The organism is Sorangium sp. So ce185 (genome assembly GCF_051526825.1).
Lineage (GTDB): Bacteria > Myxococcota_A > Polyangia > Polyangiales > Polyangiaceae > Sorangium > Sorangium cellulosum_D.
Genome location: NZ_CP150316.1, coordinates 1,393,827 through 1,410,579, shown reverse-complemented (window position 1 = coordinate 1,410,579; position 16,753 = coordinate 1,393,827). Strand labels below are relative to the sequence as shown.

Annotated in this window: 12 protein-coding genes; 8 read left to right on the top strand and 4 right to left on the bottom strand. The window is 71.0% G+C overall.

Features of this window, described 5'->3' with window-relative positions:
• Positions 1-46: 46 nt before the first annotated feature.
• Together WMF26_RS05245 and WMF26_RS05240 are read left to right on the top strand one after the other, a co-directional pair.
• A complete protein-coding gene (locus WMF26_RS05245; RefSeq protein WP_437999398.1) occupies positions 47-2,212 on the top strand; it encodes a hypothetical protein in 2,166 nt (721 codons plus the stop codon).
• A complete protein-coding gene (locus WMF26_RS05240; protein ID WP_437999397.1) occupies positions 2,209-4,956 on the top strand; it encodes a M23 family metallopeptidase in 2,748 nt (915 codons plus the stop codon). The genes WMF26_RS05245 and WMF26_RS05240 overlap by 4 nt, the downstream gene beginning before the upstream one ends.
• Positions 4,957-4,989: 33 nt before the next feature.
• Here WMF26_RS05240 and WMF26_RS05235 read toward each other — a convergent pair whose 3' ends face one another.
• Positions 4,990-5,496 carry a DUF1993 domain-containing protein gene (locus WMF26_RS05235; protein ID WP_061629424.1) on the bottom strand — a complete coding sequence of 169 codons (507 nt, stop codon included), beginning with the start codon at positions 5,494-5,496 and terminating at the stop codon, positions 4,990-4,992.
• 377 nt (positions 5,497-5,873) lie between these two features.
• Here WMF26_RS05235 and WMF26_RS05230 point away from each other — a divergent pair, with 377 nt between their 5' ends.
• A complete protein-coding gene (locus WMF26_RS05230) occupies positions 5,874-7,379 on the top strand; it encodes a carboxypeptidase-like regulatory domain-containing protein (protein ID WP_437999396.1) in 1,506 nt (501 codons plus the stop codon).
• A gap of 119 nt (positions 7,380-7,498) precedes the next feature.
• The gene (locus tag WMF26_RS05225) at positions 7,499-8,026 is read left to right on the top strand and encodes a hypothetical protein (protein ID WP_437999395.1); all 528 of its coding nucleotides are present in this window, start codon (positions 7,499-7,501) and stop codon (positions 8,024-8,026) included.
• Positions 8,027-8,133: 107 nt separating this feature from the next.
• On the opposite strand, the gene WMF26_RS05220 is transcribed toward WMF26_RS05225, so the two are convergent.
• Complete coding sequence (locus WMF26_RS05220) at positions 8,134-10,038, bottom strand: response regulator (protein WP_437999394.1); 1,905 nt, start codon at positions 10,036-10,038, stop codon at positions 8,134-8,136.
• Between the two features lie 91 nt (positions 10,039-10,129).
• Between WMF26_RS05220 and WMF26_RS05215 the strand changes: the two genes are divergently transcribed.
• Positions 10,130-11,053: an RNA ligase family protein gene (locus tag WMF26_RS05215; RefSeq protein WP_437999393.1), complete on the top strand. Its 924-nt coding sequence runs from the start codon at positions 10,130-10,132 to the stop codon at positions 11,051-11,053.
• A 159-nt stretch (positions 11,054-11,212) separates the two neighbouring features.
• Here WMF26_RS05215 and WMF26_RS05210 read toward each other — a convergent pair whose 3' ends face one another.
• Together WMF26_RS05210 and WMF26_RS05205 are read right to left on the bottom strand one after the other, a co-directional pair.
• Positions 11,213-12,268 (bottom strand): hypothetical protein, encoded by a 1,056-nt coding sequence (locus WMF26_RS05210; RefSeq protein ID WP_437999392.1) that lies wholly within the window; start codon positions 12,266-12,268, stop codon positions 11,213-11,215.
• Positions 12,269-12,474: 206 nt separating this feature from the next.
• Complete coding sequence (locus tag WMF26_RS05205) at positions 12,475-12,981, bottom strand: hypothetical protein (protein WP_437999391.1); 507 nt, start codon at positions 12,979-12,981, stop codon at positions 12,475-12,477.
• A gap of 37 nt (positions 12,982-13,018) precedes the next feature.
• On the opposite strand from WMF26_RS05205, the gene WMF26_RS05200 reads away from it, so the two are divergent.
• From WMF26_RS05200 to WMF26_RS05190, 3 genes are all read left to right on the top strand, one after another.
• Positions 13,019-14,041, top strand: coding sequence for a trypsin-like serine protease (locus WMF26_RS05200; protein ID WP_437999390.1), 1,023 nt, complete (start codon positions 13,019-13,021; stop codon positions 14,039-14,041).
• Positions 14,042-14,215: 174 nt separating this feature from the next.
• Positions 14,216-15,241: a trypsin-like serine protease gene (locus WMF26_RS05195; protein WP_437999389.1), complete on the top strand. Its 1,026-nt coding sequence runs from the start codon at positions 14,216-14,218 to the stop codon at positions 15,239-15,241.
• Positions 15,242-15,695: 454 nt separating this feature from the next.
• Positions 15,696-16,721 (top strand): trypsin-like serine protease, encoded by a 1,026-nt coding sequence (locus WMF26_RS05190; RefSeq protein WP_437999388.1) that lies wholly within the window; start codon positions 15,696-15,698, stop codon positions 16,719-16,721.
• Positions 16,722-16,753: the final 32 nt, after the last annotated feature.

The window sequence follows — 16,753 nt, the reverse complement described above, 5'->3', positions numbered from 1 at the left end:
ATCGTTGACATGGCGAACGCGCCCCGCGAGCATCGCGCGTCCAACCATGCGTCGACCTCCCCTCGTCTTGTGTCTCGTGGTGGTGTCGGCGCTCGCGTACGGCGGCCCCGGCTGCGGCGATGACCAGCTCTGCGCGCCGGGCGCGCTCTCCGCGTGCTTCCTCCCCGACGGGTCGCTCGGCGCGCAGCGCTGCAACGACGACGGCACCGCCCTCGGCGCCTGCGGCAGCGCGCCGGGGGCGCTCGGCGGCGGGTGCGGCCCCCTCGGCGAGGCGTGCTGTCCGTCGCTCCCGGCCGAGCTCCGCGCGGGCTGCGACGCGGTCGCGGCGCAGGCGGACGACGCCGCGTGCGACGACTACGCCGGCAGCGCGAGCGCGGCCGGGTTTTGCAGCGGCGGCGCCGCGCCGGACGGCGTCCCCTACGGCCCGGGCTGCGCCGGCCTGCTGAACGACTGCTGCGCGTCGTTGCCCGCGCGGCTCGCGTCCGCCTGCCACGCCACGGGGTTCCGCGGCAACGAGGCGCTCTGCGGCAGCTTCCTCGAGCGGGAGGCCCAGGCGAACGGCCTCTGCGAGGGGGCCGATCCCGCGGCCGAGAGCTGCGATTACCTCGCCGAGCAGTGCTGTCCCTCGCTGCCCGGAGGGCCGCGCGAGCGCTGCGAGGACCTCGCCGCCGAGGCGGACGCGGACACCTGCCTGGACTACCTGAGCGGCGCCGCGGACGCGGGCCGGTGCCCCACGCTCGGCGGCGAGCCGCTCGCCTCGGCGGCCTGCGACGCGCTGCTCGAGACCTGCTGCGGCACGCTTGAGCCCGCGCTCGCTTACGAGTGCGACCTGAGCGCGCTCTCCGGCAGCCGCGCGCGCTGCGAGGCGTTCGAGAGCGCCGCCCGGGCCGCCGGCCTGTGCCTCGACGGCGGCGGCGGCGCGGGCGGGGGCTGCGGCGATACGTCGAGCGACGTGGACAACTGCGGCTTCTGCGGGAACGTGTGCGGCGACCAGCACGCCGTCCCCTCCTGCGCGGCCGGCGCCTGCTCGCTCGCCTGCGACCTCGGCTACGGCGACTGCGATCGCGACGCCGCGACCGGCTGCGAGATCGATTTCGAGGGCGACGTGGACAACTGCGGCGCCTGCGGCAAGGGCTGCAGCGACAGGAACGCCGCGGCCGCCTGCGAGGCCGGCGCGTGCGTGCTCGAGTGCGACGCGGGCTTCGCCGACTGCGACGGCGAGGCCTCGACCGGCTGCGAGGTCGAGCTCGACGCCGACCCGTCCCACTGCGGCGCCTGCGGCAACGACTGCTCCGGCGGCGCCTGCGAGGCCGGGACGTGCGGCCCGGGCGCGCTCCAGCTCGCCTCGGGCCTCGCGGTCCCCTCCGCGATCGCGGTCGACGCCGCCGCCGTCTACGTCGTCGGCTTCCGGCCCGCCGGCGGCGTCGCCGTCCGCGTCGACAAGGCGTCCGGCGCGACGACCTGCCTCGCCACCGGCGCCGCGCCGGGCGCCGCGGCCTGCGGGGCGAGCGAGCGCTTCGAGGGCATCGCCCTGACGGACGCCGGCGCGCTCGTCACCGGCTCCGCCGGCGTGCTCCGGTTCCCGCCGTCCGGCGCCGCGACCACCGTCACCGCGAGCGTCCCCGACCCGTGGGCCGTCGTCAGCGACGGCGCCGCGGTCTGGTTCACGTCGCTCTCGCAGGGCGGCCTGTACCGCACCGACGCGCTCTTCGCCGGGCAGCTCGCCGCCGAGATCACCGGCGCCACCGGCGAAGTGGGCGGCGCGCTCGCCGCCGACGCCGATCACCTCTACTGGACCTGGGCGGACGGCACCGTCATGAAGCTCCGCAAGGACGGCTCCGAGCCGCGCCAGATCGCGTCGGCGCAGGATTTCGAGCGCACCAACCTGACGCCGCAATACCTCGCGGCCGACGCCGCCCACCTCTTCTGGAGCACGCCGAGCGGCTATCTCTTCCGGCTCGACAAGGACGGCTCCGGCCTCGTGGCGCTCGCCGACGGACAGCCCGGTCCCGCGGGGATCGCGGTGGATCCCGAGGGCGGCGGGGCGCTCTACTGGGTCAACCGCCTCGGCTCGGTGCGCCGGGTGCCCAAGGCGGGCGGCGCCGTGGACACGCTCGCCGTGGGGCAGACCGGCGCGATCGCGATCGCCGTGGACGAGGCGTTCGTCTACTGGGCGACGCAGGCGGGCGACCTGCGGAGGATCGCCAAGTGAGCCTCTCCCGCAGGCCCGGCCGCCGCGCGCTCTCGCGGCTGTGCGGCGCGGCCGCCGTCCTGCTCGGCGGCGGAGGGGTGATCGGCGTGGGCTGCGGCCAGGAGCCGCCGGCGGGCGACGTCGCGCCGCCGCCGCTCGGGCCGCAGGACGACACCGATGCGTGCGAGTGCGCCGGGGGCTTCTATTACAACAACCAGCCGATCCCGCTCGCGGAGACGCGCTGCGATACGTTCGTGTGCGGGCGCGACCTCATCTCCTATCAATGCCTCGACGGCGACACCGCCGCCGACACGTGGCGGAGCTATCCGGAGAACCGGTGCGGCGATCTCGCGTGTCCGGCCGAGGGGACGTTCTGCGGCGAGGACATGGTGAACGGCGAGCCGGCCGCGCTCTACCAGTGCCCGGGCGCGGGGCAGATCCCGCTCGAGTGGCGCATCTGCCCGGGCGGCTGCGACGACGGCGCGTGCACGGGCGCGGCGAGCGGCGAGTGCCCGTGCGAGGTCCCGCCGATCCCGGGGGGCGAGCGCATCCCGGTGCGCTGCGGGCTGACCCTCTGCATGCCGACGGGCGTCGGCGGCGCCGGCGTGAAGCAGGTGTGCACGGCCGAGGGCTGGCGCAACCTCGGGCTCGCGTGCAATCAGCCGCAGGGCGATTGTCCGGCGTGCCGCGGCGTGCAGGGCAGCTCCGGCCGCGAGATCACGACCACGGCCTGCGGCGCGGAGGTGTGCGGCCTCGGCGTCGGGAACCAGAGCCGCTGGATGTGCGGCGAGGAAGGCTGGCTCGACCTCAACCTCCCCTGCGATCCCGGCGCCTCGAACGGCGAGGCGGGCGCGGCGCTCGGCCGGTGTCCGGTGGAGTTCCGCGACAACGACGGCCAGTGGAAGCCCGTCGAGCCGGGACAGACCTTCTGCGGAGATCAGGTGTTCGGCGGCCGCGCCAACAAGGACCTCGCGATCAACCTGGGTGAGCTCGACCTCCGCATCCACGGCAGGGCGGATCGGCTCTACGCCTGCCCGGGCCCCGGCGCGCGACCCGTGCTTTACCGCGACTGCGGCGGTCGCCACGGGAGCGGCGCGTGCATGCGCGTGCGGGAGATCCCGCCCGTGCGCTGGCACGAGGCGATCGGCGCCCATGCCGGCGCGAACGAGCCGAAGATCCGCGACTGGGACCGCTGCGACGAATCGTGCCCGCCGGTCAGCGACGCCCTTCGCTACTTCCCGGCCTACACCAACGGCGGCACGCTCGCCCAGTGCGAGCACGTCTTCTGCGGACAGGACGTGATCACGGGTCGCGTCGGGACGCTGTATCACTGCGCCTACGACCTCGTCAGCGCGAACTACACGTGCCCGCCCTCGAGCGACACGGCGGTCGTGGGGCGCCCCGTCCCGTACGAGGAGTGCCCGGGCGGCTGCGGGCTCCGGGACCTCACGAAGAGCAGCGACAGGTGCGACGCCCACTCGGAGCAGCAGCCGCACGGCATGCCCGATCCCACGCCCACGCCGAGCATCACGTCGACGTGCGATCCGATCGTCGACTACCGGGGGAACGCGGTGCCCGTGCGATCGCTCCGCATCGGCTCGCAGGTCTGCGGTCCCGGCGGGCAGGTGCTCGCGTGCGACGAGCGCCAGCTGAGCCGCCCCGACGGCTGGCGCGCCACGGGGATCCCCTGCGGCACCTCCTGCGGCGTCTGCGGCCCCGACCCGTACGGCGACCAGACCCCGGTCTGCGCGTACTTCGCCGACGCGGAGGGCCTCGCGTGCGACGACGCGAGCTTCGCGCAGAGCTGGAACCCGTGCTCGAACGCCCCTGGTGTCCGGATCAACACCCCGGCGTATTGCGGTCACAGCCTCCCCGGCATCGACCAGGGCGACCCGAACATGCTGTATGTCTGCAAGGCCTACTGTCCGCGCTGGGAGGGCGGGCCGGGGCACATGGCGCCGTGCGAGGGCTCCGAGGGGCTCGGCGGCGGCGGTGCCCCCCGGACGCGCCGCTACTTCCTCGATCACACGGTGTACTGCGCCCTCGGCTGCCAGGGCAACGGGGCGGCGAAGAGCGACGAATGCAAGCGGCCCGGGGGCGGCAAGCGGGCGGCTCCCATCGACGACAGCCGCGTGATCCGGGGGTTCGGCGTCGTGGCCGAGGACTACGGCGGCCGCCACCTCGGCGAGGATCTCGTCAGGAGCTCGGGCGGCACGGCGGGCGCGGAGGTGCACCCGGTGGCCGACGGCCGGCTCCTCTGGAAGGGCATCAACAGATCCCAGTACCTCGGCGCGGCGCTCGTCGAGCACCCGCCCAAGAGCGGGACGGGGGAGCGCTACTGCTCGTTCTATGGCCACCTGGACGTCGACGGGCTGGCGCCGGGCCTGGAGGCGGGACAGCAGGTGACGACCGACGATGTGCTCGGGAACGTGGTGCGCTGGAACGATATCCCCCGCCTGCACAACCTCCACTTCCCCGACAAGTGGACCGAGTGCCCCACGTCCTCGGACAAGTTCACGTGCTACGCCGACGGACGGACGGAGAACTCGCACCTGCACTACGCGGTGCTCTCCGACGCGGAGTGCCGGCGCTTCGCCGGAAGCTGGAACACGCCCTATGGGTACGACGAGTGCAAGACGCCGGACGAGGACGCCGTCGCCCTCACCGCGATGAAGGCCGCGGACGGATGCACGAAGCCCATGGACGGTGCGACGACGGAGGGATACGTCTCGCCGACGTGGTTCATCGAAGCGCCGCCGCAGTGAGCGGCGGCCTCCGCGGCGATGACGGCCGCCCGCTCAGGGCTTGCCGAGGAAGTCCATCTTGCCGATGTCGAGCCCGTTGTGGCGCAAGATCGCGTAGGCGGTCGTCACGTGGAAGAAGAAGTTGGGCAGCACGAAGCCGAGCAGGTACGGCAGGCCCTTGAACTTCATCGGCTGATCGCGCGTGGGGATCGTGACCTCGCGGTCCTCGGAGCCGTCGATCTGCTCGGCCTTCAGGGTGTTCAGGAACGCGATCGTCTTGGCGATGCGGGCCTGCAGATCGTCGAAGCTGGCCTCGTTGTCCTCGTACTTCGGCACGTCGACGGCTGCGAGCCGCGCACCACAGCCCTTGGCGCTGTCGCTCGCGATCTGGATCTGGCGGGTGAGCGGGAGCATGTCCGGGGCGAGGCGCGCGTCGAGCAGGACGCGCGGCTCGATCTTCTTCGCCTCGGCGTACGCCTCGGCCTTCTTGAGGATCGCCGAGAGGTTGTTGAGCCCCCTCACGAGCACGGGGACCGACGCCTGATACATCGAGATCGCCATCTTCATCTCCTTGCTATCGCACGGTGCGGAAAGCGTGTCCCCCGTACGTCAGGGGCAGCGCGGTGCGGGAGCACCGCCTGTGGGGGCGCGCGCGGGCGCGAACATAGTGGTCGCCCCGCGCCCCCGGCAAGCGCGCCAGCGCACAGAAATCGCCTGCGGCCTCCCGACCGCTCCCGCTCCCGGCAGGGCGCGGGCCCGCCGGCCGCCGCGCACGCCGCCGCTGAGCGCGCGCCGCGGAGGCGCTCCGCCCCGTGGAAACCACGTGAAGTAATGTAAAGCCTCTTGACGTACCGGGCTTTCGACCTTCTTAGAGGCCCAGGATCGGGCGAGCGCCGCCGCGTCCGCTGGTTCCACCTGTCTTGAAAGGATCCTTGTCGATGAAAACCAAGTTACGGCGATCGCCCTCTCGCCTGCTCGCGCTCTCGGCCCTTGCCCTGGCGTCCTGCGGAGTCGAGCCGCTCGAGGAGCAGCCGCCGCTCGGCGGCGCCGAGGCGGCGTTGAACGGCGCTGTCGCGATCGCGGGGCACGTCGGCAACGACGCGTCGAACGCGGGGATGAGCGGCGTCATCGTGCAGCTCAGCGGCGCCGCGAGCGCGCAGGCCGTCACCGACAGCCACGGCAACTTCCTCTTCGCCGGCTTGCCCGCGGGCGCGTACACGCTCACCGCGGTAAAGCCGGGCGCGACGCTCACGCCGAGCACCGTCAACCTCGGCAGCGTCACGACCGACCAGATCCAGAGCTTCACCTGCGCCGGCGCGTGCGGCGGGGGCCCGGCGGTCGATCCGTACAAGGAGATCGCGATCGTCGACCCGTCGGTCACGCAGGACGCGCGCGCCTCGAACGCGACCGGCGGGCCCTGGAGCTTCCGGTACCTGATCGAGCAGATGACCCCGAGCGGCGTCGACCCCGCGGATTTCGTGGCGGAGTGGCTGGAGGGCTTCCAGCCGCTGACGATCAACGGCTATCCCACGACGAGCCGGGGGCTGTTCTCGCTCTTGAACCTCTGGCCGACGCGGCCGGACGGCAAGCTCGACCTCGCGCAGGCGCCGTTCCGGCTCCTCGGCATCTTCAACCGGACCGACCTGCACGCGAGCGGCAGCGGCGAGGCGCGCTTCGTGTTCGGCATCGTCCCCCCGAACCACTTCATCGGCGGCATGACGGTGATCTTCGAGTACCGCCTGCCGACCAACTCGATCGCGCCGGACCGGCACAGCTGGATCGCCCGCTTCCACGCGCTCGGGCAGCGCGCCTTCGGCGCCCAGTACAACCAGGAGCTCCAGGCGATCACGGATCTCTTCACGCAGCGCGGCGCCGAGCGCAGCACGATGGGCAACCCCAACGCGAGCGCGCTCGCCCAGCTCCGCACGAGCGAGGATCTGATGGGCGCCCCCTGGTCGTGGCGGGAGTTCCACCTCGTCCCGGAGCCGACCGGCTATCAGGCCTTCCTGCGGCTCGCGGAGGCCGCCCAGACGCCGGATCAGCAGCTCAACGGCGACGCCGGCCTCGAGGCCTTCCTGCTCGCGAACCGCACCGGGATCATCGCCGGCGCGACGCCGCTCGATCCCTCGTTCCTCGGCGGGGAGGCGGAGGGCAACATCGTCCCTTCCGCCACGAAATGGGTCTTCCCCGGCGTGGACGAGCCGCTGCGCCACGCGTTCGCCGGGCAGACCTGCAACGGGTGCCATAACGCCGAGACCCAGCAGCTCGCCACCTTCTATCATGTGGCGCCGTTCGCGACGCCCGGCCCCGACGGCACCGGGGTCCTCTCGAGCTTCGTCAAAGAGGTCGAGATCCCGCGGCGGGTGAGCTTCATGCAGAACCGGCTCACCTGCGCCCCTCTCGCGGGCGACTGCTCGCCCGGGTCCGAGTCGGTCGCGCCCTGATCTTCCGTTTGGCGCCTGAATGCGGGCGCGCCGATTCGGTCGATAGCGGTGGCGCGCTCCGGAGGAGCGCGGCGGTGGTCCTCGACGGCCGCGCCGCCGCCGCGCTATAGGGGGAGGTCATGCGAAACCCTCTTGTCCTCTGCTTGATCGCCGCAGCGCTCGCGGCCGCGTGCGGCTCGACGACGACCGACCCGGACCCGACCGGGAGCGGCGGGTCGGCCGCCAGCTCGACGAGCGCCAGCTCGGCCAGCGGGACGTCGTGCGTGCCCGGCTCGACCATGTCGTGCACCTGTCACGCCGTGCGCCCTCCGGGCGTCGCGACGTGCCTCCCCGACGGCAGCGGCTACGGGGCGTGCATGGACGTGGACGGCAGCGACTGCGCCTGTCCCCTGGGGCGCGGCGACGGGTGCTGTGCGGGCGACGGCATCTGCTGCGCGTGCGTGCAAGGCTGCGATCCGGCCGCGGACATGCTGCAGGACGCCGAGACGGACGCGCTCATCGCCTGCGTCTGCGCGGCGGGCGTGTGCGCGGACGAGTGCGAGGTGGAGTGCGCCGGCGGGGGCATCACGGCGGACTGCGCGCCGTGCGTGCAGCAGGCGGGCATGGACGCGTGCAAGGCGGAGTACGAGGCCTGCGGCGGAATGTGAGCCCCGCGGGCGCGCTCCGCGAGGCCGCGGCGCGCGTCATTTTCGGTGCACGATCGAGCGAAGCTCCAAGCACGCCGCGCTCGCGCTCCGGTCCCCGGACCTCCCCGCTACGTCCCCGCCCCCGTCTCCGCCGCCTTCGCCGGCAGCAGCGCCTCGACCCGGCGGATCAGCTCCGCCGGCTCGATCGGCTTCGGCAGCACGCGCCCCCCGTACGCCGCCAGGAACCGCCGGCTCACCTCGCTCGTCCCGCCTCCGGTCATGAACAGCACCCGGTCCGCGAGCGCCGGCAGCTCCGCCTCGATCCACTCGTGGAGCTCTATCCCCGAGCCTTCCTGCATGACGAGATCGCAGAGCACGACGTCGAAGCCCGCGTCCCGCCGGAGCGTCCTTTGCGCCTGCGCGCCCGAGCCCACGCACACGACCTCGTGCGATGACCCGAGCAGCCCCCCGAGCGCCCGCAGGATGAGCGGCTCGTCGTCCACGACGAGGATCCGGGCGCGCCGCGCCGGCCCCTCGTCGCGCGCCGGCGCCGGCGGCGCCGCGGGCTCGGCGCTCGTCCAGACGGGCAGCCGGACGCGGACGCAGGTGCCCACGCCGGCCTTGCTGCTGATCCCGATGCTCCCGCCGCACGACTCGACGATGCTCCGGCAGATCGCGAGCCCGAGCCCGGTCCCCTCGCCCGCGCGCTTCGTGGTGAAGAACGGCTCGAACAGCCGGGGCATGTGCTCCTCGGCCACGCCGCAGCCCGAGTCCACGACCTCCGCGACGACCTCGCGGCCCTGCTGGCGGGTGCGCACCTCGACGAGGTTGTCGGCGACGCGCCCCTCCCGGATCGACTGCGCCGCGTTGATCAGCAGGTTCACGAACACCTGCGTGAGGCGCCCCTCGGCCCCGCCCACGCGCGAGACCGGGGCGAGCTCGCGCACGACGCGCGCGCGGTGCTTGATCTGCGCGTGCACGATGTTGAGCGCGCCCTCGATCACCGCGTTGACGTCCGTCGGCCCGATCGCCTCGTTCGCCTCGCTGCGCGCGAACACCCCGAGATCCCGGACGATGTGCATCACCCGCGCCGCGCCGTGGCGGGCGTCGTCGAGCGGCTGGGCGAGGTGCTCCGTGGCCGCGCCCTGGCTGGCCAGCCGCCGGATCTCGCGGGCGAGCAGCTCGAGGTTCGCCACCACGTACGCGAGCGGGTTGTTGATCTCGTGGGCCACGCCCGCCGCCAGCTGGCCGACCGCGGCGAGCCGCTCGGTTCGCTCGAGCCGCAGCCGCAGCTCCTCGGCCCGGCGCCGCCCGGTCACGTCGCGCAGGAGCGCCATGCGCGACGGCCGCCCCTGCCAGTCCACGTCGACCCATCGAACATCGATGAAGGCCGTGTGCCCCCCGAGCTCCAGGCTCGTCTCGCCGGCCGGCAGCGCCACCGGGCAGCCCCGCCCGGCGACGAGGCGCCCCTCGCCGAGCAGCGCCTCCGCGGCGGGGTTCGCGAACAGCACCGCCCCGCCGGGGTCGAGCACGATCACCCCGTCGGCGCTGCGGGCGATGAGCTGGTGCAGGTTGGCCTCGTTCTCCCGCGCCTCCGCCATGGTCCGCGCGAGCTGCGTCACGAGCTGCTGGCGGCTGACCGCGTAGCGGATGGCGCGCCACAGCGCGTCGGCGTCGAGGCTGCGCTTCACGAGGTAATCCTGCACCGAGGCGCCGAGCACGCGCTCCGCGAGGCGCACGTCGTCGTGGCCGGTCAGCACCACGATGGGCACGTGCGCGTCCACGTCGCGAATGCGCTCGACCACCTCCAGGCCCTCCCCGTCGGGCAGGGAGAGGTCGAGGAGGACGACGTCCCACCCCTCTTTCACGCGCGCGAGCCCCGCCGCGAGCGTCTCCGCGTGCGCGAGCTCGGCGCGCTGCCACGGCACGGCGTCGAGGTGGCTCTGGACGATCGAGGCGGCGATGGCGCTGTCCTCGATCAAGAGTAGGCGAAAGCGCGGCGCCGGCGGAGCCTGGCTGGATTCGGCGGACATAGGTGACCCCCCCTTCGATCAAAGAACTCGAAGGCTTTCCCGGAAGTCAAGCACCTAACGCGGGCGCCGGCATCCGCGTTATCGTCGCGCAATGGAGTTCCTCGCCTTTCCCAAGATGCCGTGCCTCGGCGCAAGCGAGGCTCCGACCTGGGTCGCGCTCGAGAAGCTCCACGGCGCGCAGCTCGTGATCGGCGTCGACGCGGCCGGCGTCCGCTTCGGCAAGCGCAAGGAGTGGCTCCGGGACGAGGACCCGTTCTTCGGCTGGCAGCTCCTCCGCGCGTCGCTCCGGGACGCCGCCCGCGCGGCGTTCGCGGCGGTCGGGGCGGAGCGGCTCGTCCTCTATGGCGAGCTCTTCGGCGGCGGCTATCCCCACCCGGACGTCCCCGCTGGCGGCGTGATCCCGGTGCAGACCGGCGTCTGGTACGCGCCCGATCTGCGGTGGGCGGTCTTCGAGCTCCGCGCCGTCGACGGCGGCGAGGACGCGTTCCTCGCCTTCAGCGAGGCGGCGCCGGTCGCCGCCGCGGCGGGGCTGATGATGCCCCCGCTCCTCGCCCGCGGGCGCAAGGCGGAGATCGCCTCCCTGCCCGAGCGCTTCCCGTCGCGCGTCGCGTCCGCCCTGGGCTTTCCGCCGCTCGGCCCGGCCAACCTCGCGGAGGGGCTGGTCGCAAAGCCCGATGTCCGCATGCCGGCGGGCGCGTACATGGCGTTGAAGCGCAAGATCGCCGAGATGCGGGAGGACCGCTTCGACGAGAGCGCGCCGTGGGATCCGGAGCGCCCGGTGGATCTGCCCACGCTGGTCGGCTGGGGGCAGCGGCTCGCGAACGGCCCGCGCCTGGCCTCCGCCGCCTCGAAGGTCGGGCGCCACGATCGCGCGGCGATCGACGAGGAGGCGGCCCTCGACGTGCTCGTGGACCTGGAAGCGGCGTTCCCTGGCGCGATGCGCGCGCTCTCGCCCGAGGACGGCGAGGCGCTCGAGCGCGCCGTCAGGGCGGCCGTCGCGGGGCTGCCGATCTAGCGCCGCGTCGCCCTAGGGCGAACCTGCGGCGGCGAACCGTCGCGGCTCGTCGCTCACGCCGGGATTTCCCGGGAGCGGGGCGCTTCTCCGGCGCGCAGCGCGCGAGATTCTACCGGCAGCCCCGACCGCAGCGGCCCGCGCGCGCCCCTCTGCTGGAGCTCACTTCACGCATGCCCACTTCGCCGTCTTGCCTGCCGAGACGGTCATCGTCCAGGTTCCGTCGAGCGTCGAGGGCGGATTGATGAGCACGCCGTCGGTCCAGCTGTTCTGGTTGAAGGCGCCGAAGATCGACACGAGAGCGCACGCCTTGATGCCCGGATCCGAGGCGATGACCTCGGTCTTCGTTCCTCCCTCACTGGCGTCCACCCAGCCTGAGGAAAACTCTGTGCCTTCAGGGAAATCCACGCATGTCGCCTGAACGCTCGCGCCATACGAATTTTCGACTGTACGCATGAGGTTGCCAGCGATGTACCATCCAGCCGTCGGATACTGGGGGGGTATGGGAGTCGTCAGCTTGATCACCATCGCATAGTCTTCCGCGCGGTTCCACGTTCCGTCGGAGCCGAGCAGCCCAGAGAGGAAGCATTGCCGCCGGTCGGCGGGGTCCAGATCGGCGAGCTTCCATGGGCGAGCCACCCCGTCAAAGTCCGCATGCCAAGCCTCCCAAGTCCGGTTGAGCGTGGCAAAGAAGCACGTCGCATAGGCGACGACAGGATTGTTGCGCCAGATGATACTACCGGCGCTGTTCACGTGTGACCCCCCATGTCCATACAGCTTGTTGTCGCTGCTTGCGCTGCCCACCTGGGCCCGCGACAGCGAGCCCAAGGCCGTAAGTATATCGCTAGATCCGCCCCGACCGAGATTCCCCTGGACACCTCTGAGGACGCAGGTGCGATCGGCTTTCGGTCCCATGTTGACGAAGGTCTCGTCGTTCGTGCTCCCCTTCCAGTAGTGATGCCAGCCGGTCAGCTCGTCCGCGGCCTCGCCCAGCTCCTCTTCCGTATCGATCCCTGCATCGGCGACACAACCGAGGGAGAGCCCTCCCGCGAGGAGCGCCGCGCCGACGCAGATGAGGGAACGAGATGTCCATGCGGTGGTAGCAAACTTGGAGTTCATCGAATCCTCTTTCGTGACTTCGAGCCTCGAGGCGTGGCCTTGGTGTGTTTGCGGTCGAGGTGCATCGCGGCGGTGCGACCGCTCGATTTCGATCTCCATGCTCCGGATGAGCCTCCGAGCGCCTTCGCCAGACCGAGCAACCGCTTCGAGCGAGCGGGCTCGCACGCAAGCTTCGGGCCACCTCCGCAGCACGTCGTCTCAGGGTCTTTCCGACGAGAAATCGTGGAGCGAGGAGTCCGTGCGGCGTGACATGTCACGGCGCAGGGCGTGACATGTCACGGCGCGGGGCGTGACATGTCACGGTTTCAGGCGACCGCCTCCTGACGCGCCAGAGCGCGGGGGCTGACGCCGAGCTCGCGGCCCAGCGCCCGCAACGAGAGGTGCTCCGCCCGCTGATGCGCGAGCGCGCGCAGCGCAGCATCGATGAGCGCCTGCCGGAGGTCGCCATGATGGTGGGCGCTCGACGTCCCCGCGACGACGTTCATGCACGATTTTGCCCCGACGCTGCAGCGTAGCTCCTCGTCGGTCACGTTCACCCTTGCCTGGAGGTCCTGCCAAGCTGCCCGCCGCCGAAGGGCGCGGGCGCGGTGCCAGCGCTGCGTGCCAGCGGTGCCAGCGGTGCCACCGCGCTCCGAGCGTCGGGTGACCTTCGCACATTGGCCGAGTTTCCCGCGCAGATCCCGCGGTGCGCACGCATCGAATCGCGGGTCGCCGCGCGCGGCACGGCGACTGCAAAGCGCGAGAACCGAACAAGCGCGCGATGCGAGATACGCAATCGCGGCACGCCCTCGGGAACGCTGGGCGGCCAGCACGACGGCAGCTCATCCTGAGAATCAAGGAGTGAATCTCGTGACCAATCTCATGAAATTGAACCGGCTCCACAGCATGTACGCAGCCCTCGGGCTCCTCGCGTGCGCGGCCTTCGGGCCGGCCTGTGTGGCCGAGGGCGCGACCGGCGACGGCGAGACAGAGCTCGCGACCGGCGGCGACGAGACCGAGCTCGTCGACAGCGGCTCGAGCGCCATCATCAACGGGACCGCCGCCACGTCGTGGATGCGGAAGCGCGTCGTGTCGCTCGGCAACTGCACCGGCGTCATCGTCAGCAGAAATCATGTCCTCACGGCCTCGCACTGCAAGCCCGTCGCAGGGACCACGACGGCGCAATTCTATAGCACCAGCAACACGCCCGACTCGCCTAGCACCAGCGTCACCGACGTTGTCTTCAGGCCCGGCGTCAATCCGTGGATTGACGACCTCGAAGACACCGCGGGCGACTACGCCGACATCGCGATCCTCACGCTCGCGAGCCCGATCCCGTCGACCTCCGTGGTGGCCGGCATCGACGTCAATTACCCAGGAGAAGACGGGACCGGCACCCAGGTCGGCCGCGGGCGGCATGACGACGTGGCCAACCCGACGAGCTTGCTGAAGTATGCGACGAACGGCCTCTATTCGGACAACGTGGATGGCGGATACTTCTACACCAACGACGAACGCACCAACAAGGGGGACTCGGGCGGACCGATCTTCACCCACGGGCAGCTCGTGTCCGGAGTGCTCTTCGGCGATACATGGGTCGCCTTCGCCACGCGCAACAAGTACACGAGCACCGAGTACCACTTCGAGTGGATCCTCGACAACATCGGATACACCGGGAACGGCGTGTACTCGCAGACGCTGACGAACAAGTTCATCGACGGCTGGCCGTACGATCTCGTATCCGGCAACCTGAGGAAGTGCAAGTACGTCTGCGAGCACGATTCGCAGTGCATCGCATACAGCCACGTCGCCCTGGACAATCACTGCTTTCTTTACGACGACATGGGCGAAGGACCGGTGACCTTCAGCGGCGGCACGACCGGCATCAAATGAGGCGCGCGGCCCGGCGCGGGCTCACCAGGAGCGCACCGCGCCGTCCAGGCGCCACCCGATGACGCCGCGCCCATCTCACACAACCCAACGCATCATGGCGTTGCGGCACGCCCTCGGGAACGCTGGGCGGCCAGCTCTACGGCAATTCATCCTGCGAATCAAGGAGTGGATCTCGTGACCAATCTCTTCAACTTGAACCGACTTCACCGCATCTACGCTGCCCTCGGACTCCTCGCGTGCGCGGCCTTCGCGCCGGCCTGTGTGGCCGAGGACGTGACCGGCGACGACGAGACAGAGCTCGGCGCCGGCGGTGAGGAGACAGAGCTCGTCGACAGCGGATCGAGCGCCATCACCGACGGGATCACCGCCTCGGCGTGGATGCGGACGCGGACCGTGTCGCTCGGCAACTGCACGGGCGTCATCATCAGCAGAAACCATGTCCTCACGTCAGCGCGCTGCAAGCCCGTCGCCGGGAGCACGACGGTGCGGTTCTATAGCACCAGCGACACGCCCAACGCGACCGTCATCGGCGTCACCACCGTCACCTACAAGGCCGGCGTGGATCCGTGGAACGACGACTTCGAAGACACGGCGGGCGACTACGCCGACATGGCGGTCCTGACGCTCGCGAGCCCGATCCCGTCGACCTCCGCGGTGGCCGGCATCGATCTCAATTATCCCGGAGAAGACGGGAGCGGCATCCAGGTCGGCCGCGGGAACCACAACGGGACGGTCAACACGACGAACGCGCTCAAGTATGCGACGAACGGCCTCTATTCGGACAACGTGGACGATGGATACTTCTACACCAACGACGAGCTCGCCGATGCTGGGGACGCGGGCGGGCCGATCTTCACCCACGGGCCGCTCCTGTCGGGGGTGCTCAGCACCAACACGTGGGTCGCCTTCGCCACGCGCAACAAGTACACGAGCACCCTCTACCACTTCAACTGGCTCCTCGACCGCATCGGGTACACCGGGAACGGCTCGTACTCGCAGACGCTGCAAAACAGGTTCATCGACGGCTGGCCGTACGATCTCATCAACGGCGATCTGAGGACGTGCAAGTACGCCTGCGAGCACGACGCGCAGTGCATCGCATACACCCACGTCTCAGCCCCGGAGAACGATTGCTATCTCTTCGACAACCTGGGCGACGGACCGGTGACCTTCAGCGGCGGGACTGTCGGGATCAAGTGAGGCGCGCGGCGCGGCGCGGGCTCATCAGGAGCGCACGGCGCGGTCCAAGCACCGCCCGCTGATGCCGCGGCCATCGCGCACGACACCGGAGCTCGTGTCCCACGAGCTCCGTCACACCCATCATCACGGTCACGTTCGTCCTTGCTCGGGGGTGGTGCCGAGCTGCCCGCCTCCGAACGCCGCGGCGCGGTGCCAGCGGTGCCAGCGGCGCCAGCGGCGCCAGCGGCGCCAGCGGCGCCAGCGTAGCATCGCCGCCGAGCTTCGAGCGTTGTTCGGAGATCGGCCGAGTTCCCGGCGCCGATACCGCGGTGGTCCCGCCTCAATCCTCGGGTGACTGCGCTCGGCACGGCGCGTGCAAACGCGCGAGGCGAAACACGCGATCGCGGCGCGCCCTCGGGAACGCTGGGCAGCCGGATCAACGGCAAATCAGCCTGGGATGCAAGGAGTGAATCTCGTGACCAATCTCTTCACCTCGAACCGGCTTCACCGCATGTACGCAACCCTCGGCCTCCTCGCGTGCGCGGCCATCGCGCCGGCCTGTGTGGCCGAAGGCGCGACAGGCGACGACGAGGCAGATCTCCCCGCCGGCGGCGACGAGGCCGAGCTCGTCGGCAGCGAATCGAGCGCCATCATCAACGGGACCGCCGCCACGGCGTGGATGCGGCAGCGGGTCGTGTCGCTCGGCGGCTGCACCGGCGTCATCGTCAGCCGAAATCATGTCCTCACGGCCGCGCACTGCCTGCCCGTCCCGGGGACCACGAAGGTGCGGTTCTATAGCACCAGCAACACGCCCGACTCGCCTGCCACCGACGTCACCGACGTCGTCTTCAGACCCGGCGTGGATCCGTGGAACGACGAGCTCGACGACAGCTCGGGCAACTTCGCCGACATCGCGGTCCTCACGCTCGCGAGCCCCATCCCGTCGACCTCTGTGGTGGCCGCCATCGACCTCAATTACCCCGGAGAAGACGGGACCGGCACCCAGGTCGGCCGCGGGCGGCATGACGACGCGGCCAACCCGACGAGCCTGCTCAAGTATGCGACGAACGGCCTGTACTCGGACAACGTCGATGGTGGATACTTCTACACCAACGACGATCGCGTCAACAAGGGGGATTCGGGCGGGCCGATCTTCACCCACGGACAGCGCCTGTCCGGGGTTCTCTTCGGCTATCAATGGGTCGCCTTCGCCACGCGCAACAAGTACACGAGCCCGCTCTACTATCTCAACTGGGTTCTCGACAACATCGGGTACACCGGGAGCGGCACATACTCGCAGACGCTGCAAAACAAGCTCATCGACGGATGGCCTTACGACCTCGTGTCCGGCGACCTGAGGAAGTGCAAGTACGCCTGCGAGCACGATTCGCAGTGCATCGCCTACAGCCACATCGGTGGCCTGGAGAACCACTGCTATCTTTACGATGACATGGGCGACGGGCCGGTGACCTTCAGCGGCGGCACGACCGGCATCAAATGAGGCGCGCTGCCTGGCGCCGCTGATCGCGCGCG